We start from the raw sequence: 24,083 nt of genomic DNA, 5'->3' as shown, positions 1-24,083 counted from the left end.
ATTTTTTCCTCACTACACTTCAATCACCTTTAACGTTTTGGACAGGACAGTGCGCTCAACCGCGCTGTTAATGCAGCCGCCGCCCGATCGGCGGTTGCCGTCCAGTGATTTACAGGAGTCGACTCTATGAAAGCGTTAACCTATCACGGCCCTCATAAAGTCAGCGTTGATAACGTTGCCGATCCCGGACTGGAAGCCGCCGATGATATTATTCTGCGCGTAACGGCCACGGCGATCTGTGGCTCTGACCTGCACCTTTATCGAGGAAAAATTCCCGGTACCGATCATGGCGATATTTTCGGCCACGAGTTCATGGGTGAAGTGGTGGAAGCCGGCAGTGCGGTAACGGCCGTGGCAAAAGGCGACCGCGTGGTGATCCCGTTTGTTATCGCCTGCGGTGACTGCTTTTTTTGTCATCTGCATCAGTATGCCGCGTGTGAAAACACCAACAGCGGCAAAGGCGCGGCGCTAAACCGCAAAAGCATTACGCCGCCGGCGGCCCTGTTTGGCTACAGTAAACTCTATGGCGGAGTGCCCGGTGGTCAGGCAGAATACGTGCGCGTGCCTAAGGCCAACGCCGGCCCTTTTAAAGTGCCGAACACCCTTTCAGACGAAAAGGTTCTGTTCCTGTCCGACATTTTGCCTACGGCCTGGCAGGCGGTGAAAAATGCCGAGATTAAACAGGGATCGAGCGTCGCTATTTTTGGCGCAGGTCCTGTGGGCCTGCTCAGTGCCGCCTGTGCCCGACTGGAAGGTGCAGAGCAGATCTACATGATCGATCACAATGACTACCGGCTGAATTTTGCCAGAGAGCGCTACGGCGTGATCCCCATCAACTTTGATAACAACGACGATCCCGCCGCCTGGATTATTGAGCACAGCGCGGGACACCGCGGTGTGGACGCCGTGATTGACGCGGTGGGTTTTGAAGCCAAAGGCAGCATGACCGAAACAGTGTTAACCAACCTGAAGCTAGAAGGCAGCAGCGGCAAAGCGTTACGTCAATGTATCGCTGCAGTTCGCCGTGGCGGCATTGTCAGCGTGCCCGGCGTGTATGCGGGATTTATTCATGGTTTCCTGTTTGGCGATGCGTTTGACAAGGGCCTGACCTTTAAAATGGGCCAGACGCATGTGCATGCTTACCTGCCCGATCTGTTGAATCTGATTGAAAAAGGGCATTTAAAACCGGAAGAAATCGTGACGCATCATATGCCGCTGGAAGATGCCGCTCGCGGTTATGAGATTTTTGAAAAGCGTGAAGAAGCGTGCCGCAAGGTTATTCTGGTGCCTGGCATGATGCCAACCCAGGCCACGCTGTAAAAACATGGGCGGGAGATTCCCGCCCATGTTTTTTATCTGTGGGATTTGGCCTGTGCGTATGCGGCGTCCAGATCCAGCCGCTGCCAGAATGCCTGATCGGCGCCCGGTCCACCCAGCGGATAACCGGCAGATAAGGCACTTTTCACCATCAGTTTACGGCGCTGTTTTGCGGACAGCTTTGGTAAGGCCGTTTCCAGCAGCACCTCGGCCCCGTCCGGTACCCGCAGTTTGGCCGTGTTCCCGGCGACCTTGGGCAGGTTATAGCTCATCGTAAAGCGATAAAACGGCTTCATGCTGCCATTGCCGTAAGGATCGTCGCTACCGGCAGGTTTGGCGCACGCCGCCAGGGTTGTTCCACACTCTTTTTCCAGCGCGCTACGCAGTTGTTGACGGGCATCATTGAATAACGTCCGATAAGCGGCATCGTTCAGATAATGGGCAACGTTGTATTGCGCCACCATGCGCGAGCCCATCACGTCGAGCGGATAGTGCACGCCCAGAACCAGCCGTGAATAGCCGTAGCGTGCGCCGCGTTGCAGTAAGGCTTCAAACCGCTCCGGCACCATCTCGGCCAGCAGCAGCGCATCGGTATAGCCCGTGTTGGTGTGCCCGCTGGGGAACGAGCCGCCATCGGCCGTGTAGGGATGATTGTCTTTGATCACCGTATCATCCGGCACCAGATGAATCGTATTCCCTTTGTGCAGGAAAGGACGCGGATAGTTAAAATGTTTTTTTGCTTCACCGGTACTGACTTCACTGGCTTTGATCAGGGCTGCCGCCTTATTGATTTCGCCTTTGTCATAGGCGGCCAGGAAGGCTTTACCTAAACGCGGCCCGAGGGCATCGGCGAGAAAATAGAGATAGCTGATCCCCTCTGCGTCCGCCAGCGCCTGATGTCGCTCGCCCTGAGTGGCATTGAGATTAATTGATGTCACCGTGGCACGATTGGCGTCCAGTACCGCTTTCGGCAGCGTGCTGAACCCTGATAACAGGGCAATACCTGCCTTTTGCAACGCATTCCCCTGGAAATCATAACCACTGGCTTTCAGCCACTGGTAGTCAGCGAGTTTATCACTCTGCTTCGCCTGCTTGAGTTGGTCACGGCTGAGCGCAGGCGCGCCATGTTGTATGGCCGCACGCTCTGCCGCCAGCGCCTGTAATTCAAGTGCGTTAAAAGCCGGGCTGGACGATCCCTGCGAGGTGTTGTTTGCCAGCATGCTGGCCTCGGACAACGAAATTGCCTGTGCCTGCTGCGCCACCAGCAGTGCCGCCGCAATCAGCGTGAATTTCATTTTCATTATTATTCCTTTGATGTCTGATTATCTCTGACCTTGCCGGTTGTCACGCTAGCATTGCCCTATGACATTTTTATTTCAGCTGCTATGCCAGAGGTTTACCCCCAAAGCGCGTTGCGCGCTGAAAAAACCACCGCGAACGGGCAGCAAAAACGGCCTAACCCGCTACGCTAGTGTAGGATTGACCGGTGTTATTCACAGATAACGAGGTCTTGCCCAATGGCGATGTCAAGACTACGCCCCGCCACCTCTTTACGACGTTGTGAGGGCGTTACCGCACGAATGCCATCTGACATTGATTAAAAAACAGAATTGATCGTTGATTACCGTTGCGACATTCATACACTCTCGGGTTGCGAATGGCCGCATCGGCGTGCGTGCTTATTAAGGGATGTTTACATGAGGTTATCCAATGCGCTTTAAAGGACTTACTGTCGGGTTTTTCCTTCTGATTTTAGCAATGGCCACCATTGCCTTTTTTGAAGTATTAGCGCCCTACTTTTCGGCCATTTTGTGGGCAGCGGTGCTGGCCGTCATCTTCCACCCGCTCAAAAGGTATCTGCGCGGCAAACTGGGCGATCGTAACGGTCTTGCCTCACTGCTGACGCTGGTTTGCATCTGCCTGATCGTTTTCACCCCGTTAGCGATCATCGCCTCATCCATGGTGGTGGAGGTGAACACGGTTTATCACAAGCTGCAAACCAACTCCGCCCAGTTTCCGGTGGTCTTCGCCGATTTGTTACAGCACCTACCGGGCTGGGCTAAACATTATCTGGCTGAAAATAATCTGGACAATGCTACGCAGATTCAGCAGAAGCTGTCGGCATTTGCCCTTAAGGGCGGTCAGTATCTGGCGGGCAGCGCCTTTATCATCGGTAAAGGTACGTTCAGTTTTACCGTTGGCTTCGGCATCATGCTTTACCTGCTGTTCTTCCTGCTGAAAGATGGTTCCTATCTGGTGCATCTCATTCTGGAAGCACTTCCGCTGTCTACCTACGTTAAACATCATCTGTTTATGAAATTTGCTGCGGTGTCACGCGCAACGGTGAAAGGCACGGTCGTCGTTGGCGTCGTGCAGGGGATTCTGGGCGGGCTGGCTTTCTGGTTTACCGGCATCGATGGCAGCCTGCTATGGGGCGCATTGATGGGCTTCCTGTCACTGGTTCCTGCGGTCGGTTCCGCCATCATCTGGGTTCCGGCGACCATTTTCTTCTTCGCCACCGGTGCGCTGTGGAAAGGGTTGTTCCTCGTTGGCTTCTTTGTCGTGGTTGTCGGCCTGGTAGATAACATTCTGCGCCCGCTGCTGGTGGGCAAAGACACCAAAATGCCTGACTACCTGATTCTGATTACGACGCTGGGTGGGATGGAAATCTACGGCATTAACGGCTTCGTGATTGGCCCGGTGATCGCCGCGCTGTTCATTGCCTGCTGGAATCTGCTGTCCGGACGCGATAACCGTGAAAACATCGAAGAGATCGATGAAGAGTTTATTGAAGAAGGAAAAAAACAGTCTGATACAGCACAACAGGATGCGGCAGAAGCAGAGGCCGCAAAGGCCGAGGCCTTAGAGGCGAAAACGGTTCCGGCCGAGCCGGCTCGAAAATAAGCCATAAAAAAACCCACCATCGGTGGGTTTCTTCACACTAAAGCGGCTTAGTTAGTCGCTTTATTTTTCAGGTCTTCAGCACCCTGCTTGGTTTTATCCCAGCCTTTCTCGGTGCCTTCTTTGGTTTTGTGCCAGCCTTTCTGCGTGCTTTCAGAAATTTTGCTGGAGGTCGAGTTGCTCTTGCCTTCTGCGGCATGCTCAGACTTCAGCTTCAGCTCTTCGCCTTTATGCTCGGTCTGATGCAGTTTTTCTTTAGCGGTATCTGCGCCTTTGTGCGCTTCAGCGACAGTTTCATCCGTTGTGGTAGCAGCGAAAACTGGCGAGGCCAGTAAAACAGCAGACAGTGCAATAATTGCTTTCTTCATCGTAATTCCCTCTTGTGTGAAATTTGTCGTCTTGCGTGATTATCCTGGCACAGGAGACCAAAGAACGATTTAAGAATAGACCTGAAATGAAATATGGCGAACCTGACTGGTTAAAAGTCCATCAGCCGCATAATCTTTTCTACCACAAATCCAGCTGCTGGCTGCCCGGCGAAGGTGATTTGGCGGCGGCTCTGGCCTTACGTACGCGCGGCACAGGCGCGGGTTGCGCCATCGCCTGATGGATCCAGTGCATAATCACCGCGACCACATAAGCCTGATGTTTATCATCCAGCGCCTGATGCTGAGCAATCCCGTGCCATTTCGCCAGACAGCCACGACAACAGGTCGCGGTGGCGTGCTGCGCGATGAAAACCGGATGGCCGCGCATTGGCGTCTGTTTACCGTCATTAGGCGGTGCGCTGGCAGCCAGCCGCTGCTGGACAAACGTGGCCGCATGGGCTGCCACATCGGCCTCTCCCTTCGTCAGGCAGTAGTCATATTCCGACCGCCCCAGACGGAAACGCTGACGAAAAGGCGATTGGGCTAAGCGCTGAAACAGCGCGTCAAAGGTGTTCATCACTGGCGCATCACCGGATTAACTTTTTCTGCCTGACAGATAGCGAACGCCTCGGTCGCCAAACGTCTCGCGGTGCGGCTGCCCTGCATGCAGGTGAAAAATATCGCCTTCGTGATAGGTGGTCGCCTGATTTTCGGTGTACAAGGTAATATCGCCACTCAGGATCAGAGCCATTGCCTCAAAGGGATGTTCATGATGATCCAGTTCGCTATTTGCGCCCCGCTCCACAATAACCGGCTCTGCAAACCCTTTTTCTGCCAGAAGGGTTCGAAATTGCTGTTCTGTCATTTGTGCTCCCGTGAGTCGTGCCATTTTCTGTCAGTGTAGACAATCCTGGCGCAGTTCGTCAGGGCCATCCCCCGTCCAGAGCTTACGTAAAGTAGCGCAAGCAAGGTTGTAAGAGATAATCCCGCATGTGTACTTTCTGGTTACTTCATCACTAACATTTCATTAAAAATGGACGAAGCATGCAGCAAAGGGTAAAGACGGCATTACTTTTAATCAACCAGCGCTCACGTAAAGGTCGCATTGATGCCGCGCGCGCCACGCAGCTGCTGCAGCAATCCGGTTTGATTCTGCTAGAACCCGCTTACGACGACAGCCGTCCTTACGCTGAGCTCATCACCGCGTATGCCAGCCAGGTGGATCTGGTGATTGTCGGCGGGGGCGACGGCACCCTCAATGCGGCGGCAGCGGGCCTTATGCAGACCGGCTTACCCTTAGGCATTTTGCCCCTTGGCACCGCCAACGATTTTGCACGTACGCTCGGGATTCCGCCTCAGCTGGAGCTGGCTGTCAGCATCATTTGCCAGGGACACGTACGCTTTGTGGATTTGGGTGAGGTAAATGGTCATTTGTTCCTGAACGTATCCAGCATCGGTTTTTCGGCAGAGCTGGCGCGGAACCTTACGGCTCAGGCCAAAAAACGCTGGGGCGTGCTGGGTTATGCTTTTGCAGCACTGCGCATCTTGCGGCAAAGCCGCCCCTTTAGTGCGACGTTACATCATGAGGGACAGGCTATTGCGATCAAAACCGTTCAGGTTTCGGTCGGTAACGGACGTTTTTACGGCGGTGGCATGACCGTAGAGCAAAGCGCGGCCCCGGACGATGGGCTGCTGGACGTCTACAGCCTGGAGTTGAAAAGAAGCTGGCAGTTGCTGGCGCTCTTCCCCTCTTTGCGGCGCGGCACCCAGGGCCGCTGGCGTAACGTACGCACCTTCAGCACCACGGCACTCACACTGCATACGCGCCGTCCGCACTACATTAACGCCGACGGCGAAATTATTGGGCAAACGCCAGCGCAGTTTTGCCTGATTAATGATGCGCTCAAGGTGCTGGCCCCTGAAAAGCGCCACCCTTAACGGGCAACATCAGCAGGCTGAGGTTTTAGCATAGCGACCAGCGCCATGCCCATCAGTCCCAGACCGATAAGCACCAGAAAATAGTAGTTCAGCAAATGCCACAGCCAGATACCGGCCACGCCGCCCACCAGAAAAGCAAGAATCGTGTAGGTATGCAGTCGCAGGCGTTCCAGATAGAGTGGCGCATCTTTGGGTGATTCTTTTCGCCGGAGGACATCAAACAGCATGGCCAGTTCGATGCCAATGTCTGTGGAGGTACCGGACACGTGCGTCGTTCTGACGCGCGCATTCGAGATACGCGTGACCACCGCATTTTGCAGCCCCATTAAAAAGCTCAGGCTCAGGATCAGCACCACACCGGATGCAGCAATGGGATAGCGAGCCTCAATCACGCCCAGCGCCACCAGCGCAATGCCTTCTATAAAGATATTCACCGCGTAAATAGTACGAATTTTGCGTCTGCGTCCGGCATTAATAATTAATGTGGAAAAGAGCGCGCCCACAATAAACATGCAGACGATAAACAGGAAAAACAGACCGTTGTGAAACTTTGCCTTGGCCAGAAAATCGGATAGCGAAGAGACGTTACCGGTCATATTGGCGGAAAAGAATCCTACAATCTCAAACGCGGCGGTATTTAAGGCGCCCGCCACGGCGGCAAGGGTGCAGGCAAGACGGCTATCAGCGATATACGTCCGTTCTGTTTCTGTGCTGATAAGCATAAGATCCACTCTGCAAGACAACCCACTCAGGTTGGCCGATTTTACGCCAGCCGCCTGTTATCGTGAAGAAACGCCGGAATAATTTTTTAGGCGGTCTTCACGAATGGGCCTGGTAATACGCGATTAAGGCCAGCAGGTTAACGATGACCGCTGGCCTGTCTGGATGTCACAGCCGAATTTTCTTTAGTCCTTCAAGCGCTTGTTGCAGATACGCTCGCGGACAGGCCAGATTTAGCCGGATAAATCCTTTACCTTCGGGTCCAATTGGATACCCCATGAAGGGGCATGAGAAGTTGAAAAGCAGAGCGAAGATACCTGGTTGTTCGCCAGGGTTTACATCGCTCTGGAACAGTAAATTAAGCGCATGATGTCACTCTTTTATCATCTGGTTTTCCCGGCGGCGTGTTACTGAGGTTGTCTGTCCGGCATATTATATCGCGCCTACTCACCCTGGTGCGATAAAACACATCGCGTAACCGGTCAATGCCGCAGATGACAATCTGTTGCGCTTTTCATGTAACAGATCAAGATGGCGAAGCGTTAAAACATGCAGGCTCTGCAATCTGATGATTTTTTATTTGATACAGGGCCTTATGAAACGCGCGACGACTGTTTTTTTTCTTTTTATATCGACAGTTTTAATCTCAAACAGCGCCCTTGCGGAGCGCGCACCGCTGCTGGGTAATCTGCCTGCCAGCGGACAGCAGCTTTGCGGCAAAACCATAAAGCTTCAACTGGTGAAAACGTCCGATAACATCATGCTTTTAGGCTTGAAAAACCGGGAAAGTAGTGAGATGGATCTGTTTATGTCCAGCGTGGCGTTTACTGCAGACAATACCTATTCCCGCTTCGTGCCCGTGAAGTTTGATCAGTTATCGAAGCACTTCATTGAAACGCACAATCCAGCGCTGGAAGTGGTCTGGGGCGCGGCCATAGACGATAAGAACGTGCTGAGCTATAAACTGGCGTTAGGCAGTTATACCTATTCCTGCGGTGACATTGAATCCTGGCCAAACGACACGGCAAACCAGCTGTATGGTGAATCAGAAAATGGCGCTGAAGCAGAGATAAAATAGCGCGATGAAGATCAAACAGACTGCCAGAGTAAGTCGCGGGCAGCCCACCATGCGGTTAACGGCACGCTGTTTGAGGTGCCCGCGTAAAGCGCCCATGAACGATAGCAAAGCGTTCCTCTATCGTTGCCTGCTCACCGACAGTGACATTCTTTAAGGTCATCTCAAGCGGATAAACTTCGCTGTAACCATCCAGCGTAAGTTTCCCCTTGCCTGTTTTGACGTTATCGAAGGTGATATCGCGGTAATCTGGGATCATTGTGCCGCTTGCGTGCGTATCATAGTGCGTATCCATGACCACGGGATTGTCCACGTTCTGCATACAGACATTTTGATAGCGAATCGCCCGCACCTGCCCGCCCCGCGAGCGATCGCTTTTGATACGCAGGCCATTTGTCGTGCCGGTTAACGTCAGCCCGTCAACCAGTACATCACTAACGCCACGGTTGATTTCACTGCCAATTGACATACCGTGCCCAAAGCCAAACTGGTTGTTCAGGATGGAGATATGGGAGGCGGGCGCATTGCCCGCTTTAATCGCCACATTGTCATCGCCGGTGCTGATTCGACTGTTGATTAGCGTGACATCGGAAGAACCCATTGGATCGACCCCATCGGTGTTTCGCGCGGTGGCGGGCGTGTCGATGGTGATGCCCCACAGCGTAATGCCCTGACTGTCATTGATGACTACATGAAAGTTTGGCGCGTTCTTGAGGGTGATCTGGTACAGCGTAATATCACTGGCATGATCAATCTGGATCAGTCGCGGGGCGTTTTGCTTCGCCTCATCATTTTTGGCGCTGGCTGCCAGTTGCCACCAGGTTTGCCCCTCACCTGCCATGCTGGCAGCGCCCTGCCCGTCGATCACGCCTTGCCCGTAAATCCCGCTGCCGTGGACGTGAGTAAGCGTAATAAACGCCCGACAACCATTGCCCTGGTTATCCAGCTTTCCGCAGCTCCCCCGGCCGTTATCATATAAGCGTGGATCCGGGATGGCGCTCAGCACCGCACCCTTATCAACCCCCAGGCTGACGCCGGAGGGCAAAGACAGGGGGCCGCTCGTCAACGTCTTTACAGTGGGCGATGGCACTAACAGTACCATCCTGCCAGGTGGGCAGTTGTTCAGCGCCTGTTGAATGTGCGGGCCGATATTGGATTGATTGCTTGCATAAATCCGCTGGCAAACGGGCGGCGAGACAGGCTGTGTCACCCTTCTTCGATCGCCAGCCTGAGCCGTAAAACTCATCAATACGCTCAAAACTGCGAACAGAATAGAGGCGCTGCGGCACATCGTCACATTCAGATTCGTCATAGTGAAAAGGCGATAAGGAAACAGAGCCTCACAATACGCAAGTCCTTCTTTGCAGGTAAAGCAGAATCACGGTAGCAGCGCCAGGAGTGGTCAAAATGTTAAATTCTGACTGCTTGCCGTTCTTCAGGTCATCATCTTTTTATTGCGCTGATGCCTGATACGCCCGGTTTGTTACCTGCTGATGCCCTGTGGTAAAAGCCGCTAAAAATCACATAATCTGTCATGACGCTCTTTGAATAAAAGGTGAGCCTGACGTGGAAAGCTATGACGCTATTTATCGTCGCCTTCAGAGGGAAGGCCATGAAGCCTGGACCGGCAGCGGTTATCAACGGGCGCATCAGCAACTTAACGCCACCATTGGCTGGCTGGGTGCTGCGCAGTTCATTCCAACTGGCGGAACGTTCCTTGAGTTGGGCTGCGGCAACGGTGCCATGGCCTCACATTGTTTTGCCGAAAAAGGCTTTCGGGTTTTTGGCGTGGATATTTCAGCGGTCGCCGTGGACTGGGCCAGATCGCGATTCGCGGCGTCAGGCTTAAGCGGCTGTTTTGATCAGGGCGATGTCTGTGACCTGGCACATTATCCGGATGCAACGTTTGATGTCGTCTTTGACGGCAGTTGCTTTCACTGCCTGATCGGTCCCCAGCGCGCGGCGTGCCTCAAGGCTCTGCATCGGGTTTTGGCTGCCAATGGCACATTGATCATCAGCAGTATGTGTGGTGCGCCTAAACAGCGAACCGACCTTGACCGCTATGATGCCCGCCGCGGGGTTTTAATGGTTAACGGTCATCCCTGGCGCACCCTGAAGCCGCTGGATGCACTTATCGCCGAGATCGCGGACGCGGGATTTATGCTGGTTGGGCAGGCGGTAAATGTTAATCCTTGGTGGGATCACGCGACGCTGGTTTATCACAAAGCGCCTTCTCCGTCCGTAAAAGCCCAGGCGTGCTTTTAAGCGTAATGGCGCTGAAAACAGGCGTTTGTCGCTCTGTTACAGCCTTAACGCGGTGCATAAAAAAAGCCCATAAAATGGGCTTCATCAAACAGGCAACCATTACATGCAACATCCTGACCTGGCTGGGTCAGGATTCAGAAGTCATGTTACTGGTTAGCCGCGCGCTCTTGCTTGATCTTGTGCGCGTAATCAATGACTTCTTCACCGGTCTTGCCAGCCAGCGCGCCTTTGATCTTTTTATCGATCAGTGCGCGTCCGCCTTCGTCACCGCTGCCCGCCTGCATCAACTCTTTCATACTGACCTGGCTGAACGCAATGACTTGAATAGCATCGTTAAAGGCCGCGCGTTTATCTTCGGCAAGAGAATCACGGACTTTTTGCATAGAGGTTTGAAAGGCCTGTTCGGATGAACCATCGATCTTTGGCTCGCCACAACCTGTTAACGCGAAAGCTAATAAAATGACTGCCACTGCTTTTTTCATATCGTCTTTATCCTAAAAAAGTTCTTCGCAATGGTAAGTTTTTGTGATGTTTTTTGGAAGAACTATTTATTGCAAGGCATCAGCCTGTATGCTTTGTCAACAGCACCGTTGAAAGCTCAGGACATACTCACGCCGTAAACGAAAATCGTCCTGCACAGTAAAAATGGTAAGACTTCGCCTGAAATAATTGGTGAAAATATTTAATGATTATCTAAATCGGGGTGGGACAGCCATATGCACTTTTTTTTCTGGCCATAAAAAACCCTGGCCATAAGTAGCCTTAGTCAGCATCATTTGTTGTTTATCGCCTACGGTTTCTATCCCTTCAACCAACACATGCGGTGAGATAGAAAAAGCCCGTGATATGAGGGTATTGATTGTTTTGGGATACCTGATTTCCTGACGATCAATTTTAATGCCGTCAACATTTAATGACATTTTTCCTACCAGACTAATAAGTGATGAAGTAATATCATCCAGCCAAATTATCCACTCTGCCTGCCTGAGTAGATAAATCCCTTTTTCAAAAGCGTAGATATCATTACGCGAATAATTTAGCAACATTTTCGGATCCTGAATTTCCAGCACTAAACGATTTTCATGCTTAATTTTTAAAATTTCATTAACTTTATTGACGTCGCAGAAAATATTGACGGGTAGATTAAGCCAGTAGATACCAGAAAGGGTTAATGCATATTCAGCTTGCCATAGGAATAGTGAAAAAACCGTTTCTTTAGATAATGAAGAAAACCACTGCTCGGGATCTTTATTAATTACACTTGATAAAATTTCATGTGCAATAATCTTACCACTATGAAGTTCAACAAGTGGTTGTAGTCTGAACTCCTTAATTTCTCTAAGCATATTAATATCACTACCATTAATTTTATAAATTTTAATAGAGCATTCGCAGTAAATTCAATGACCCGAGACTTTCACCTTGTAACCTCTAACTTTAACTGCCTCTATTTATTCATTTCGTACTGGGATTTACAAATGAATCGCTCGTCCTTAGGTCAACGTCCATGGGCTTCCTCGCAAAGGTAGCGATATTGTGCGTTCTGTTGAAATTGAGTGATTTTCATCTGCCATTATAAACATCAGTATTATCATGGTTTTCACAAAAACCATCCCAACCGTTAAAAATCAGATAATAGGGCCGGATTCAGTGTGTTATTAAAAATCAACAACATGGCAATTAAAATTAATGCGCATTCGTTGACCTTAATCATTTGGTGAAGCCCCATGAAAATCATTACAGCATTGGATTAAAAGTCACTAAACAACAATTAAAAATTAACACATCAAAAATATAAAATATCATCCTGGTTTAGTAACACCCGGACTTTACCTCTCAGAAATTTAAAAATGGATTGCGAAAAAAATTCATTATTACATGGGTGGCGCTCAAATTTATGAGCGTTTTTTAGAGAAATATATATACCTGAACTGCTGTCAAAATATAAAATATTTTCATGCTCTCCCTGTCAAAGGCATCCTCGCAAGGTGTCAGGGTTATCATTTTCTTATAAATCACATCAGATGTCCCAGGGCATTTAATACGCTTAATGTAACCAATATATTTGAAGGCCTTAATTCTGTAAATAGAATAGTTAGAGCCTCGCCCAAGCAATTGAATTTCAGCACATAATAAAAAAGCCGATCAGAGCCATATAAAAATTCACATCTAAAATTTCAGCGCTAACAAAAATGACAACCATCAAACTTGAAAGTAATATAAAATTTATGAAATAAACCTTACTAATTAACACTCAACCCACCAAATTCGAGTTTTTTAAATTATATTTTCATCTCAATGATATTCTACAAAACCTATACTAATGAAACCAAAATTGGTATGTGCGCTATAATACTGAAATTATAATTGATATCGTTTCATTCTTAAGGAATTCATCTAAAAAAATAGCTGAAATGTCCTCTCTACTCTTTTTTTAAAAGAGTCAGTGTGCACGTGTCATCTGTTAAGTGTTTGTAAAAAAGCACAAAAAATGATTAGTATATTAGAGACGTTCGCCGATACAAAAAAATGATGATATTTTTGATTACCTTCATTTATCACAATAGCGCTACAATAAATCCATAAACTGGTCTCGTTAATACTCAAAAAAATTAATAAATCAGTCCTCCGTCAAAACCAAAACCGAACTGGCAGTAAACGCACCGAGAGGGACGTTTTTGACTTTAACATCAGGGTCTCTAAAAATATAGAACTTTACATTTTTCTCATGAATACCGTATTCGTATACTACGCTTTTACCTTGTTTATCATCGTTAGCCTGAACAAAGTGATCATCATAATATGGGACTATATGCACGCCATTGGATGTTGTTGCAATGGTGTACTGAGAACCAACAATAGCCGTATGAAGAATAGCCATCTTCATCGATATGCCCGCGTCTCGTGTGCAGGTTATCGGAATGTTAATCTCCTTATAAATCGCTTGAGGAGACTTTGGGCTTTCGGTTAAATCTGTCCGTTTTATATCACCAAAATGTACATGAATATCATTTCCACGATTAATATAACAGGTCGCAGGTTCAACGGGTAACGGGCTGCCATCCATGCATGAGTAAGGCTCATTAGGATCGACATAGTAACCTGAATCAGTTCCACTGGTATTCTGAAGTGCCACACAAAAAGAGGCGGCAGGCTGTTTCTCTAATGCGCTGGATGCGCCACCAAAATTGGGCTTTGATTTAGATATTGTTTTAGTGGTGTTAAGCTCGTTTACCTTACGCGTGGGCATCTGAAAATTTGCCGTGGAAATTTTACATTTAACTGCCGTAGTGCTTTGGCAAAAAAAAAGCACCGCGCTGTAATTTCCACTATATTGCGGATAAACTTTATAGCCATCTAATTCAGTGACGTGGTTAGAGCCTGTTGGCATAGTCCATCCTTCGCCAATCAAAAAACCTGATTCAAGGCCTTCGCTTGTAGGATGACAGTCACCAAATCCCATTATGCCATCCGTCATATTGATCGAACCTTTAGGGCAGCTTTTGGGTAAAGGAATGCCTTTAACACTGGCTTGAGAAGTCGTAAACAATGCGCCTGACAAATACAGTAATATTGTCAGCACAATTTTTGCATTAAAATACTTAATCATATACCACCGTCATATTGGCCGTTCCAGAAAATTTGTCGCCTTCAAGGGTTTTATTTTCCAGCTTAACTAAAAGAACTTCTAATTTAGGCGGAGAAGCCATGTTGATTGCCTTACTCTGACGGAGAGGCATTGGTATACCGTCCATGAGAATTTGCATACCCAATCCATCAACTGTTGTCGTAATCGTCTTATTATCATTAAACCCATTTGCACTCACCCCATCTAGATTAAAGAAAACATTATAACCTACCGAGCTGTCTGAACATACGAAATCATAATTAAGCTCTTTAACGTAATGCATAGAGGAGATTTTATTAGGATCGACTGAATCGAAAACCGCATTCAAGGAATCATTATTATTGAGTATACACCATGGCCCCACTTCGAGTTTGGTTCTTAATACAATGACAGAGAAAAAACCACACGAACCAGAGATATCGCCATCACCGTCTTCATTATATTTACAACCATCACTGACGCTATCTTCATACGTCGAGGTAGCAAAAGAAGTTGAGTTAAACTGTAAAAATATAATAAGAAAAAATATTTTAATGAGTGACTTTTTTTTCATCTTTAACCGCTAATTAGGTTCTACAATGACACTAACAATTGTAAACAAAGTTGCATCGTCCGTAAGGTCTTCACCTGATGAATCTAACTGAATTAGCTGAAATGCCATCCCTGTATTCTGATTGACCCGGAGCCAGTGTCCACGCTGTGCCGTTACAGGATTACCATTGACCAGCAACTGTAACCCCAATGATTTTATTGATTTCAAATTTGGGTATGAACGAAGCTGCATTACACTCTTATTCTGCCCAGATACCGTACCAAATGTCGGTACAATGTGAACTAACAAATGGCTTTCAAGTGCAAGCTCACCTGTACACATAAATTCTACGTTAAAAGTTTTTCGATATTTTTTATCTAATAAATATCTTCCGTTATAAGAACGAAATATAACTTCGCCAAAATTGTAATTATAAATGGCCGTGTCATCCTCAACAATACCTGCCAACCCATCGCCAGCGCCTGGACTTAAACCTTCGACATCAAATGAGCAAGCACCTGGATCTTCAACAATATTACCGTCAAAGTAAACATTTGCACGAAAAGATTCATTGGCGATGCTGTGAAAACTAATGAACAAACCACAGATCATCATGATGGTTAGAATTATAAATAAATTTCCAAATGTTTTTTTCATTAGTCATAACTCAATGTGAAATTCGCCGTGGCTGTGAAATCACCTGCGACAATATTCTTTTCTTTTATTGCGTCAGGTTCACCCTGAATATAAGCCCCATTCTTAAACAAGACTTGATTATCATTAATTTCACCTAAATATTTAGCATGATTATTTATTTTAACAGGGACTCCATTAACACTTAATCCAATAGCTATACCTTTCGCCTCACCATTAACTTTTATAAAACCAGGAAGATTGTCATTCTCTTCACCCGTAAACGTAATGCGTAAATTGCTTCCCGGCTCACAGTTCTTAGCGATTATAGTAAATTCTTTTGTTAAATTCTGTTTGTTCGCATAAATATCATTAACGTTGATGTCAGAAAAATCGACGATGTAATTTCCATCACCGGTTAAGACATCGCAGGTGGAGATAACGAGAAGCCCTTCAACGTTGATATTATCAATCTCGTCAAACTTGACCATCTCGGCTCTGGCCAGCGTGGATGAAAAAAAAACCATACTGCACTGGATTATCCCCAAAAACACGACGACAGTAAGCGCATTTTTTTTATTCATAGTTTACTCTAAAATTAGTCACTGCCCAGAATTCACCGTACTGTACAGAAGCAGAAGTTCTTACCGCAGAAACAAAGTAATTAAATTCCTCATTTTTCCGGGAGATAAAATATTTTCTACCGGCCTGGTTTAAACCAACAGTTTGTCTGTCTTTATCACTGATTCTTAACGCAATGCCACTCACACCATTTACATTTAGTAATGACGGAAAATCATGGTCTGCCACCCCTGAGAATGACAGGGTCACTAAAGGTTCAATATAGGAAAACAGTTCATTACTGCCCGGCATAATGGATTGTTCTTTATAAGAACGATAACAGTCTGTTAGCCTGAGGCTAAACGATACAGGTGCGGTTTCATTCCCCGGTTGGCTAAGTTCAGTTTTACTGAGTGTTCCCAGATCGATTTGCTGTAAAGCTGAACCAAGCTCTAAATGACAAGCACCCTCGCTCAGTAATCCTACCACCATAATCTGGCCATGTTCTCCGTCCGCCTGCCAATTATCGTGCATTGACTGTGAGGCATTGACCACAACTGAAATACCGGTCAAACAAACAGCATAGTAAAGCCGTATCGTTTTACTGGTGAAGTGTTTCAGGAGAACGTTATGCAAAATATTTACCCTACTTGTTTATCAGTAACCTTACATGTATTACCCGAGCAGCTAAAAATTAATTTAGGACGCCCCCCCCAGTCATTGATATACGTCAGTACCGGTTTTGTCCCTAGTTTCGCAGCGCTAGCTTCAGCAATCTCGCTGCTTTTTGGCGCAACCATCACTGACTTAAATTCATTATTGCTGGCCTGAGTGGTCGACCCCATACCAACCACGGTGACATAATAACCGGTTGGGTTATTAATACGATAACGGTCACCTTCACGTGTTAATGTAATCGCTTCCTGGGGGACATCTCCACTAGCTAACTTAAGGCTTGCCGGGCGATAAAATATTTTTATACGTGTCTGTAATGCGATTTGCAGGGTGTTAGGTTTTTTACTTTTGGGCGGAATTTCGCGCACGTTAAAATAATACAACGACTCCCTATCCTGGGCATTAGCGCTTTCCCCCATTGCCTGTACTTTTATCTGACCTTTCGATTTAGGTTCAATACGTTGCAAAGGCGGTAATGCAATAAATTCGTTTTCAAGTTTCTTACCTGATTCATCTTCAACCCATGCCTGAGCAAGATAAGGTGCTTCTTTATTGTGATTGGTAACTGTTACTGTCTCTGACTTTTGATCACCATTAATTATCAGACGAGTGCGATCAAGTCCCACTGCCGCATTCGCCACAGGAATAGCCGTTGTTACCATCAGAGTTATCAAACTCAAGAAAGACGTTTTGCATATTTTAGACATTTCAACCTCAATTAATTCCTTAAGCTAATAAAAATAGTGGTAACACCAAGACAAAAGTATAAAAACTCTATTAAAGTTTAACGATACTAGTTACCACTGCTTTTAATTACTTCTCAATACATGGGAGTAATAAATTCCCGGTATGTTCAACAAGTCTTTCTGGCAAGGTAAAGGTACACTTCTCCCTGCCGTTCCAACTGACATCCATTTTCCCACCGGTTTTCATTCCAGATAGCCAGACTTTTCCATCATCGGCGATAATACCCGTCTGGATTTTGTCTTCATTTCTGACCATGGCACCAAAAGGCGGTACTGATCCATCCTTAAGTTTTACGACCGCCATTCCTTTTTGCCCGGCTAAAATTCCAAACTTTCGGTAGCCAATTGCGCCTTTGGTTAACGTATCTTCGACTACAGAACGCGTCGCTTCAACATCATCTGGAATTTCATCAAGGTCAATATTGATGTTGCTGCGATAATAACTGGTTACATCAGTAACAACAGCTTTACCAAAATAGTTTGTTTTCACATTTTCACCTCCACCGGATATGGCAACCCCCGCTATTCCAGCGGTATCGACCATCAGACGGGTTCCGTCTGCTCCAGATGAGCGGTGCAGCGCTGCACCCTGTGCTGTTGCCGTCATCCCCCCTTCAAGCGACAGACCCAAGGAACGATATCCGTTATTTTCTAATCCGGCTGAAGCCGTAATCTCTGCCAGGCTACCGGTATAATCGTAATAACCACTAATTGAATGTTCGCCATCCGTTGATGTACCAACATCAATATCGTAACTGCCTCTCTCACCGAGATTGTCACGCCACCCTATGCTTTGGCTTTGTGTCCCACGAGAGGTTTGACCACTGTAAGACAATGTCCCTTCGCCAAACGGCAGTGACAAGCTCAGATAAACACCATCGTCTTGCGTTTTATCGTATTGCGTCCTGTATCCGGTAAGGCTCACACTGACATTTTTAAACCGACCAATATCGAAGCTGCTAGAGAGTGAAAGATTCCACGTATCACTTGCCGACCGCTCCCAGTATGTCTGGTGGTTATAACTCAGGTATATCCCTGCATTAAGCTTTCTCAGCTGTTTTGCCAGCGTGATGGTATATAGCTCTTTACCGTTACCGGGATTACTGTAACTCGCCGTTTTAGCACTTAAAAACTGTGACATCGTCATATAATTGCGATCAGAAAAGCGATAACCCGCAAAGGTAATTTGGCTATCGTAATCATCAAAACGTTTGGAATAACTTAAACGATAAGAATTACCTTTACGGGTAATGCTTTCATTTAATTTCGCCTTTGCAGTGGTGACGTCCAGCGAGATTGCCCCGAAAGCCAGCAAATCTCGTCCCATACCGATAGCCATACTCAGGTAGTCGCTGGCAAAAAGCCCACCGCCATAAACAGACCAACCGTTTGAGATTCCCCAAGAAACTTCACCGGTGGCAAAATTGATATTTTGCGTATTGTGCTCGTAATCTGACGGCTTACCTAATGCCAGCTTATAGCGCAGGCTGCCAGGGCGTGTCAGATAGGGTATCGTTGCCGTATCAACCTGAAACGTACGTTTAGTGCCGTCCTGCTCCTGGATGGTGACATCCAGTTTTCCCATCACCGCGTTGTTCAGATCCTGAATGCGGAAAGGCCCAGACGCTACCGTGGTTTCATAAATTACGCTTCCCTGCTGGCTCACAGTTACCTTGGCATTAGTCTTTGCCACGCCGACCACTTCAGGTGCATAACCACGTAAGTTTGGAGCCAGTTGCGCATCATCAGACGTTAGGCTGGCACCAGTAAAACGAAACGAATCAAACAGCGTCGATGGCAAATAAGCCTCACCCAGCATCAGTTCGGATTTAAGCGATTTTATTGCGCGAAAAATATAGAACCTATCCCACTTAATGTTTTTTTTTGTGCTGCCGTTTGCTCCAGACTCACGATCGTAATCACCTTGCCAGGTTGCGCGCATGCGCCATGGACCCATATTGAGCCCCGCAACCCCATTACCACTTAACGTCTGCGAATCTGCATTGGTTCTTGACTGGGAATGCCTGGCATTTAGGTAGTAATCAAGAATAAAACCCGGTATGCCGTCATCCCAGCGAGAAGGCGGATCCCAATTTTCAGACGTGTACTCCATCAAAGCCTGAGGGATATTTATTTGTAATACACCAGAACCGAGATCGGGTCTGACTGTCATTCCTGGAAAAGAATTCACATCAAGACATTGACCGTTATTCCACCAACCCGCTTTTTTAAATTCATATTCTTTAAAACCAAATCGGCTAACCAGCTCGGGAGATAAACATGCTAAAGAGTCATCCGGATTGTCTTGAGGAGAAATATAGTTAATTTTTTCATCTGGATATTCAGACTTATTTACAACTACATTAAAAACATAGTTTCCCGGCATCAAATAACCCACGCGTGAAAAACGATCAATATCAACTTCACCGCGCTCCTTCACATCCAGGACGTCTATGTTAAATTCAATATCATCATCAGCTGCGATTACATAACCGGGCAAAAAAAATGCGGATAAGACGGCCAGTGCGATCGGACAAATTGATAATTTTAACGAGCGATTTTTATAATTCTGTTTTTTCATAATATTAAGCATCAAGAAAAAGCTCAGTAATAGTCAACTTTAAAACGCACTACGGCACGAAATTTCCCAGAATGCATATGATGCATATCACTGACAATTCTCATTTGGTAATTGAGAGTTTGCCTACCTTTCGCTAACTGTCCTGCTGGCATGGGCTGACCGGGAACAGCAATATTGCCCACCTTGTCCTGGATTTCAATTCCAATGCCGGTCGCACCATTTACTCCGAATAATTTCCCGTCAGGTATTCCGTCGAAGGTAACGACAAAATGAGTTTTGTCCCCGCCTGGCGTGTTAGTATTAGAAAGTGAACAGTTAATAAGATGAATAGAAAAATTCCTGGTAAAACCAGCACCATCATGAATAATTTCTCCTGTCGTTAATGCTGGAATATCGATAAGTTGATCTCTGTCATTAACTTCAATTGCACAAGGTGCATCCAGGATGCTGCCTTGCATACCGACAACGCCATGCCCGTGATCCAGTGAATAACAAAACCCATATTCAGATGCACAAAATGTCAGTATGAAAGGCAGCATCCAGAAAAAAGTCTGCGGCTTTATTTTCATTAAGAGAAATCCTTTCAAGGAACGGCATGAGCAGATAACTCTGCTCATGCATGCGAAGGTTAATGTAAATCATCAACCCTTGCTTATTCCCTTATTTATAAGCCAGAGTAAAGTTCGCAACAGAGGTGAAATCACCCGGGACGATAGTTACTGGAGAATTTTCATCCTGCGCAACGTCACCCTGGAGGTAAGCAGAGAATGCAAGTGAGTTAGTACCATCCTGGATGCTTTGAGCCGGTGATTCTTCGCCCAGTTTGATGATCTGACCTGCACCGTTAGTGATAGCAATAGATGCTCCACTCGCGGTACCGGTAATGCCCAGCAGGTCCTTGTTGCCAGCAGAAGCTGCACCGGTAAAGGTCGCAGTTACGCTCTCAGAAGTTGCGGTATCGCACTGTTCCAGTTTTACTGTGAAAGCTTTAGGTGTAGATTTGCCGCCGTTTTTTAGCGCAGCATTGGTCACTTCACCTAAATCAACAGTCTGGTTTGCAGACTCAGCAGTGATTGAGCAAGGTGCATCAACAATTGAACCTTTGAAGTTGATTTCGCCATGGCCCTGGTCAGCTGCTGTAGCGCCAAATGCAACCATCATTGCACACAGTCCGAATGATTTAACCGCTTTATTCAATTTCATTACAACAATCCCTTAAACTTAGTTTTTATAATGCGTGATACGCATTCGTCACTCACACGCTTATTAAGAAGCGTGGTTACAGAAGAATTACGGCATGCTTCTGAACGGGAGAAATAATAACCCTTAACCCAATGTAATTGTCACCAAACTCAAGGGAACACTTAACAACGAGATATTAATTTTTTGTTTCCATTTCTCAAAAAACACAAAAAAAATAATGAACCAATAAAAATTCAAAAAACAGATTAAAATATCGTTTAACCATAAAAAATCAGACTTAAAATCACAAAAAAGATTGAACGCATAGTTAGTTAACCTAAAACAATCTTGTAACATAGGTTAACATAAAGAAAGCAAGTTCATTAACAACAGCAACATTACACGTGATTTAATGACGAGATTAAGTTCGAACAATGACGCGAGACGTACGTCATCGCTGTTTTAAAGGGAGAAAATATCTTCCATCATTCTGGATATCATTAGTTAATTTTTGCGATAAGCTCAGAATTTCGTGTATCGAATCATATCCTATATAAAAGATGGAAGGTTAAGCGTAAACGAAATGACTTATCACTTAAAGATGCGTGTTTAACAACTGTATGGAGAATATATAAATGCTCATGCCGTGCAACGCTTTGACAGGTAACAGACTAAAACTCAGCGGCCATTACCTGTCCTGAATTAATTGAGGAATGCATAGTTGGATACTGTCATGAAAGTAATTATCGCCCCAAATCCCGCAACTTCTCACCCGCCATCAAATTCCTCTCAATCCGTTCCAGCGTCACATTCTTGGTTTCCGGCACCAGGTACACAGTAATGACAACAAACACCAGGTTAAAACCGGTATAGAGCCAGAAGGTTCCGGCTGCGCCGATGCTGCCCAAGAGTGAAAGGAAGGTCGCACCGATAATCATGTTCGCCACCCAGTTCGTCGTGGTGGAACAGGTAATACCAAAGTCACGGCATTTTAGCGGCTGGATTTCAGAACACAGGATCCAGACGACGGGTGCTGCACTCATTGCGTATCCACCAATACATAACATGGTCATGCCGACTGAAACCCAGGACAGGCCGCTGCTGATATTTCCCTGCCCTGCTTTCATCAGGCAGTAACCTAATACCAGAGTGGCAAAGGCCATCACCGAGAAGCCAATTTTCAGGATGGGTTTTCTGCCCGCTTTGTCTACGGTAAAAACGGCAATAAAGGTGGCAAACATAAAAGTCAGGCCAACGATAACGGTGGCGATCATCTGCTCCTGAGTGCTTTTAAAGCCCGCCATTTTAAAAATCTGCGGCGCGTAATACATGATGATATTCATCCCGGTAAACTGCTGCATGCCCTGCAATAACATGCCCATAAAGACCGCACGCCTGACATTTTTATTGCTTTTGAAAAGCGAAAAACCGCCCTGCTTCATGCGCAGACTTTCCCGAATCTCATTGAGTTCCTGGCGGGCTTTTTCCGACGTATCGCGCAGCATGCGCAGCACTTCCTCCGCCTCAATATGCATCCCCTTAGCCGCCAGCCAGCGTGGACTGTTCGGTAGGAAAATGACCATAATAAAAAGTACAACGGCGGGAATGGCCAGAACCCCCAGCATGGCCCGCCAGTTACCGCTGTAGCTAAAAGCAGTATCCGATATAAAAGCCATTACGATGCCCAGGGTAATCATCAGCTGATACAGGCTTATCATTTTGCCACGCACGTTTTCAGTGGCCATTTCAGATAAATAAAGCGGCGCGGTATAGGATGCCACGCCAACGGCCAGGCCCAGCAGCAGACGAAAGATCAACAGCATTTCAACGCTGGTTGCGCCTGCGGAACCGAGCGATCCGATAGCAAACAACACGGCGCCCGCCATCAGGCTGTATTTTCGGCCAAGCCGATGCGATACCCAGCCATTACATAGCGCCCCTAGCGCGGCACCCAGCATCATGATGCTGACAACCCACTCCTGCTCATGGCTGCTCAGGCTAAAATGATGAGTCAGAAAAGGTAGCGCACCGGAAATCACGCCAATATCCAGTCCAAACAGCAGCCCGGCTAGCGCGGCTGAAACTGAGATGAACAGGTTCATACGACGAACTTTTTGCTTATGTTCGCTTTGAATAGTGAAAGTATTTACATGAGACATCATTAAGCTCCGCTCATACAACATGTCGTGTCCATGCAGCATATAAAGTAGCGATAGCGGGCGATGAGGGCAAATGAGGTCAGGATATGGACGATTTTACTGATCCCACTCTAAGTGTGATGCAGATCTCACTGAATGAGGGAGGGCGCATTTATCGTTTTATGACCTGATATTTCAACACGCTTTTTTTGGCGATAATGTGTAAAAAGCCCGATGGTGACCGCTGACCTGTGGAACCATCCAAACCCGGCGGGTAATTAACCTAAGCCATCATCGCGGCAGTGTTGCATGAAGCGTCGCCAGAAGACCTGGCCGTCACGGTGCCGCGCTGGCGATATGATGCATCGTATAAGAATAAATAGCCGCTATGTACCCGTCTTCTTGTTAACCACGCTCACCGCACACGCGATGAAATATCGTAATTTACTTTTCTGGTTATCGATGCTTCTTGCTGCTCATTTAGGCAATACAATACTGCACAGCAAAGCGCATCAGTTTATTACCTGAGGGTGACAACGACGAAATACCGTTTTTTACACGTTCCTGTTCGACCCAATGCGCGCCCTTTCCTTTTACATCATTTTTTAACAGTCACTTTCCCTGTCTGCCGTGTTTGGAGCGTTCATCCTCAAGGAAAAGTGACGACAGGAAACAGGCAATGACCAGCATCATTTTATTATTACTGTTCTTTATTAATTTGATTCTTATCCTGGGTTTGATGGCTATCCAGGAAATGCTTGATGACCGTTATTCGCCCCATTACGAGAACGGTGACTACGATTAATAACGGCCACATTTCCGC

24 protein-coding genes are annotated in these 24,083 nt (G+C 46.9%); 6 read left to right on the top strand and 18 right to left on the bottom strand.

Features of this window, described 5'->3' with window-relative positions; genetic code table 11:
• Positions 1–126 precede the first annotated feature (126 nt).
• Entirely contained in the window at positions 127–1,320 is a 1,194-nt protein-coding gene (locus tag DFO57_RS00275) for a zinc-dependent alcohol dehydrogenase (RefSeq protein ID WP_014606326.1), read from the top strand.
• Between the two features lie 32 nt (positions 1,321–1,352).
• On the opposite strand, the gene DFO57_RS00270 is transcribed toward DFO57_RS00275, so the two are convergent.
• A complete protein-coding gene (locus DFO57_RS00270) occupies positions 1,353–2,618 on the bottom strand; it encodes a phosphatase PAP2 family protein (RefSeq protein WP_110014974.1) in 1,266 nt (421 codons plus the stop codon).
• 409 nt (positions 2,619–3,027) lie between these two features.
• Here DFO57_RS00270 and DFO57_RS00265 point away from each other — a divergent pair, with 409 nt between their 5' ends.
• Complete coding sequence (locus DFO57_RS00265; protein WP_013024992.1) at positions 3,028–4,221, top strand: AI-2E family transporter; 1,194 nt, start codon at positions 3,028–3,030, stop codon at positions 4,219–4,221.
• Positions 4,222–4,268: 47 nt separating this feature from the next.
• Here DFO57_RS00265 and DFO57_RS00260 read toward each other — a convergent pair whose 3' ends face one another.
• The 3 genes from DFO57_RS00260 to DFO57_RS00250 form a co-directional block, all read right to left on the bottom strand.
• Positions 4,269–4,586: a hypothetical protein gene (locus tag DFO57_RS00260; protein ID WP_013024991.1), complete on the bottom strand. Its 318-nt coding sequence runs from the start codon at positions 4,584–4,586 to the stop codon at positions 4,269–4,271.
• Positions 4,587–4,725: 139 nt separating this feature from the next.
• On the bottom strand, positions 4,726–5,163 hold the full coding sequence (locus DFO57_RS00255; RefSeq protein ID WP_029568526.1) for a DUF4186 domain-containing protein: 438 nt from the start codon (positions 5,161–5,163) through the stop codon (positions 4,726–4,728).
• Positions 5,164–5,181: 18 nt separating this feature from the next.
• On the bottom strand, positions 5,182–5,451 hold the full coding sequence (locus DFO57_RS00250; RefSeq protein ID WP_029568525.1) for a cupin domain-containing protein: 270 nt from the start codon (positions 5,449–5,451) through the stop codon (positions 5,182–5,184).
• Between the two features lie 179 nt (positions 5,452–5,630).
• Between DFO57_RS00250 and DFO57_RS00245 the strand changes: the two genes are divergently transcribed.
• Positions 5,631–6,524, top strand: coding sequence for a lipid kinase (locus DFO57_RS00245; protein ID WP_014606330.1), 894 nt, complete (start codon positions 5,631–5,633; stop codon positions 6,522–6,524).
• Here DFO57_RS00245 and DFO57_RS00240 read toward each other — a convergent pair.
• Positions 6,521–7,246 carry a YoaK family protein gene (locus tag DFO57_RS00240; protein WP_014606331.1) on the bottom strand — a complete coding sequence of 242 codons (726 nt, stop codon included), beginning with the start codon at positions 7,244–7,246 and terminating at the stop codon, positions 6,521–6,523. The two genes, DFO57_RS00245 and DFO57_RS00240, sit on opposite strands and share 4 nt — an antisense overlap.
• Positions 7,247–8,040: 794 nt before the next feature.
• On the opposite strand from DFO57_RS00240, the gene DFO57_RS22810 reads away from it, so the two are divergent.
• Positions 8,041–8,322, top strand: a complete 282-nt coding sequence (locus DFO57_RS22810) for a hypothetical protein (protein ID WP_233255842.1) — start codon at positions 8,041–8,043, stop codon at positions 8,320–8,322.
• 55 nt (positions 8,323–8,377) lie between these two features.
• On the opposite strand, the gene DFO57_RS00230 is transcribed toward DFO57_RS22810, so the two are convergent.
• The gene (locus tag DFO57_RS00230) at positions 8,378–9,610 is read right to left on the bottom strand and encodes a glycoside hydrolase family 28 protein (RefSeq protein ID WP_199226567.1); all 1,233 of its coding nucleotides are present in this window, start codon (positions 9,608–9,610) and stop codon (positions 8,378–8,380) included.
• Positions 9,611–9,885: 275 nt separating this feature from the next.
• Here DFO57_RS00230 and DFO57_RS00225 point away from each other — a divergent pair, with 275 nt between their 5' ends.
• Positions 9,886–10,584, top strand: coding sequence for a bifunctional 2-polyprenyl-6-hydroxyphenol methylase/3-demethylubiquinol 3-O-methyltransferase UbiG (locus DFO57_RS00225; RefSeq protein WP_014606333.1), 699 nt, complete (start codon positions 9,886–9,888; stop codon positions 10,582–10,584).
• 146 nt (positions 10,585–10,730) lie between these two features.
• On the opposite strand, the gene DFO57_RS00220 is transcribed toward DFO57_RS00225, so the two are convergent.
• The 12 genes from DFO57_RS00220 to DFO57_RS00165 form a co-directional block, all read right to left on the bottom strand.
• Positions 10,731–11,066 carry a DUF6694 family lipoprotein gene (locus tag DFO57_RS00220; RefSeq protein ID WP_014606334.1) on the bottom strand — a complete coding sequence of 112 codons (336 nt, stop codon included), beginning with the start codon at positions 11,064–11,066 and terminating at the stop codon, positions 10,731–10,733.
• A 207-nt stretch (positions 11,067–11,273) separates the two neighbouring features.
• Complete coding sequence (locus tag DFO57_RS00215) at positions 11,274–11,930, bottom strand: EAL domain-containing protein (RefSeq protein WP_110014972.1); 657 nt, start codon at positions 11,928–11,930, stop codon at positions 11,274–11,276.
• A 1,274-nt stretch (positions 11,931–13,204) separates the two neighbouring features.
• On the bottom strand, positions 13,205–14,194 hold the full coding sequence (locus tag DFO57_RS00210; protein WP_014593145.1) for a hypothetical protein: 990 nt from the start codon (positions 14,192–14,194) through the stop codon (positions 13,205–13,207).
• On the bottom strand, positions 14,187–14,765 hold the full coding sequence (locus tag DFO57_RS00205) for a hypothetical protein (RefSeq protein WP_110014971.1): 579 nt from the start codon (positions 14,763–14,765) through the stop codon (positions 14,187–14,189). Before DFO57_RS00205 ends, DFO57_RS00210 begins: the two co-directional genes overlap by 8 nt.
• Before the next feature lie 9 nt (positions 14,766–14,774).
• A complete protein-coding gene (locus tag DFO57_RS00200) occupies positions 14,775–15,401 on the bottom strand; it encodes a hypothetical protein (protein ID WP_110014970.1) in 627 nt (208 codons plus the stop codon).
• A complete protein-coding gene (locus DFO57_RS00195) occupies positions 15,401–15,961 on the bottom strand; it encodes a fimbrial protein (protein WP_110014969.1) in 561 nt (186 codons plus the stop codon). The genes DFO57_RS00200 and DFO57_RS00195 overlap by 1 nt, the downstream gene beginning before the upstream one ends.
• A complete protein-coding gene (locus DFO57_RS00190; protein ID WP_227008656.1) occupies positions 15,954–16,574 on the bottom strand; it encodes a fimbrial protein in 621 nt (206 codons plus the stop codon). The genes DFO57_RS00195 and DFO57_RS00190 overlap by 8 nt, the downstream gene beginning before the upstream one ends.
• A gap of 5 nt (positions 16,575–16,579) precedes the next feature.
• Positions 16,580–17,320, bottom strand: coding sequence for a fimbria/pilus periplasmic chaperone (locus DFO57_RS00185; protein ID WP_110014968.1), 741 nt, complete (start codon positions 17,318–17,320; stop codon positions 16,580–16,582).
• 106 nt (positions 17,321–17,426) lie between these two features.
• On the bottom strand, positions 17,427–19,952 hold the full coding sequence (locus DFO57_RS00180) for an outer membrane usher protein (protein WP_110014967.1): 2,526 nt from the start codon (positions 19,950–19,952) through the stop codon (positions 17,427–17,429).
• An 11-nt stretch (positions 19,953–19,963) separates the two neighbouring features.
• Positions 19,964–20,509 (bottom strand): fimbrial protein, encoded by a 546-nt coding sequence (locus DFO57_RS00175; RefSeq protein ID WP_155644226.1) that lies wholly within the window; start codon positions 20,507–20,509, stop codon positions 19,964–19,966.
• A gap of 91 nt (positions 20,510–20,600) precedes the next feature.
• Positions 20,601–21,143: a fimbrial protein gene (locus DFO57_RS00170; protein ID WP_014593138.1), complete on the bottom strand. Its 543-nt coding sequence runs from the start codon at positions 21,141–21,143 to the stop codon at positions 20,601–20,603.
• A 722-nt stretch (positions 21,144–21,865) separates the two neighbouring features.
• Positions 21,866–23,284: a sugar porter family MFS transporter gene (locus DFO57_RS00165; protein ID WP_110014966.1), complete on the bottom strand. Its 1,419-nt coding sequence runs from the start codon at positions 23,282–23,284 to the stop codon at positions 21,866–21,868.
• Between the two features lie 655 nt (positions 23,285–23,939).
• Between DFO57_RS00165 and DFO57_RS22980 the strand changes: the two genes are divergently transcribed.
• Positions 23,940–24,065, top strand: a complete 126-nt coding sequence (locus DFO57_RS22980) for a hypothetical protein (protein ID WP_022623712.1) — start codon at positions 23,940–23,942, stop codon at positions 24,063–24,065.
• Positions 24,066–24,083: the final 18 nt, after the last annotated feature.

This window comes from Pantoea sp. AG702 (genome assembly GCF_003182295.1).
Lineage (GTDB): Bacteria > Pseudomonadota > Gammaproteobacteria > Enterobacterales > Enterobacteriaceae > Pantoea > Pantoea ananatis.
This window is presented reverse-complemented; position numbering and strand designations above follow the sequence as displayed.

What these genes read in the sequence shown, in the direction of transcription:
- DFO57_RS00170 (WP_014593138.1), bottom strand. Translation starts at nt 21,143, where the DNA reads ATGAAATTGAATAAAGCGGTTAAATCATTCGGACTGTGTGCAATGATG.
- DFO57_RS00250 (WP_029568525.1), bottom strand. Translation starts at nt 5,451, where the DNA reads ATGACAGAACAGCAATTTCGAACCCTTCTGGCAGAAAAAGGGTTTGCA.
- DFO57_RS00240 (WP_014606331.1), bottom strand. Translation starts at nt 7,246, where the DNA reads ATGCTTATCAGCACAGAAACAGAACGGACGTATATCGCTGATAGCCGT.
- DFO57_RS00265 (WP_013024992.1), top strand. Translation starts at nt 3,028, where the DNA reads ATGCGCTTTAAAGGACTTACTGTCGGGTTTTTCCTTCTGATTTTAGCA.
- DFO57_RS00185 (WP_110014968.1), bottom strand. Translation starts at nt 17,320, where the DNA reads ATGTCTAAAATATGCAAAACGTCTTTCTTGAGTTTGATAACTCTGATG.
- DFO57_RS00205 (WP_110014971.1), bottom strand. Translation starts at nt 14,765, where the DNA reads ATGAAAAAAAAGTCACTCATTAAAATATTTTTTCTTATTATATTTTTA.
- DFO57_RS00255 (WP_029568526.1), bottom strand. Translation starts at nt 5,163, where the DNA reads ATGAACACCTTTGACGCGCTGTTTCAGCGCTTAGCCCAATCGCCTTTT.
- DFO57_RS00195 (WP_110014969.1), bottom strand. Translation starts at nt 15,961, where the DNA reads ATGAATAAAAAAAATGCGCTTACTGTCGTCGTGTTTTTGGGGATAATC.
- DFO57_RS22980 (WP_022623712.1), top strand. Translation starts at nt 23,940, where the DNA reads ATGACCAGCATCATTTTATTATTACTGTTCTTTATTAATTTGATTCTT.
- DFO57_RS00215 (WP_110014972.1), bottom strand. Translation starts at nt 11,930, where the DNA reads ATGCTTAGAGAAATTAAGGAGTTCAGACTACAACCACTTGTTGAACTT.
- DFO57_RS00220 (WP_014606334.1), bottom strand. Translation starts at nt 11,066, where the DNA reads ATGAAAAAAGCAGTGGCAGTCATTTTATTAGCTTTCGCGTTAACAGGT.
- DFO57_RS00200 (WP_110014970.1), bottom strand. Translation starts at nt 15,401, where the DNA reads ATGAAAAAAACATTTGGAAATTTATTTATAATTCTAACCATCATGATG.
- DFO57_RS00245 (WP_014606330.1), top strand. Translation starts at nt 5,631, where the DNA reads ATGCAGCAAAGGGTAAAGACGGCATTACTTTTAATCAACCAGCGCTCA.
- DFO57_RS00180 (WP_110014967.1), bottom strand. Translation starts at nt 19,952, where the DNA reads ATGCTTAATATTATGAAAAAACAGAATTATAAAAATCGCTCGTTAAAA.
- DFO57_RS00275 (WP_014606326.1), top strand. Translation starts at nt 127, where the DNA reads ATGAAAGCGTTAACCTATCACGGCCCTCATAAAGTCAGCGTTGATAAC.
- DFO57_RS00260 (WP_013024991.1), bottom strand. Translation starts at nt 4,586, where the DNA reads ATGAAGAAAGCAATTATTGCACTGTCTGCTGTTTTACTGGCCTCGCCA.
- DFO57_RS00230 (WP_199226567.1), bottom strand. Translation starts at nt 9,610, where the DNA reads ATGTGCCGCAGCGCCTCTATTCTGTTCGCAGTTTTGAGCGTATTGATG.
- DFO57_RS00210 (WP_014593145.1), bottom strand. Translation starts at nt 14,194, where the DNA reads ATGATTAAGTATTTTAATGCAAAAATTGTGCTGACAATATTACTGTAT.
- DFO57_RS00270 (WP_110014974.1), bottom strand. Translation starts at nt 2,618, where the DNA reads ATGAAAATGAAATTCACGCTGATTGCGGCGGCACTGCTGGTGGCGCAG.
- DFO57_RS00175 (WP_155644226.1), bottom strand. Translation starts at nt 20,509, where the DNA reads ATGAAAATAAAGCCGCAGACTTTTTTCTGGATGCTGCCTTTCATACTG.
- DFO57_RS22810 (WP_233255842.1), top strand. Translation starts at nt 8,041, where the DNA reads ATGGATCTGTTTATGTCCAGCGTGGCGTTTACTGCAGACAATACCTAT.
- DFO57_RS00165 (WP_110014966.1), bottom strand. Translation starts at nt 23,284, where the DNA reads ATGATGTCTCATGTAAATACTTTCACTATTCAAAGCGAACATAAGCAA.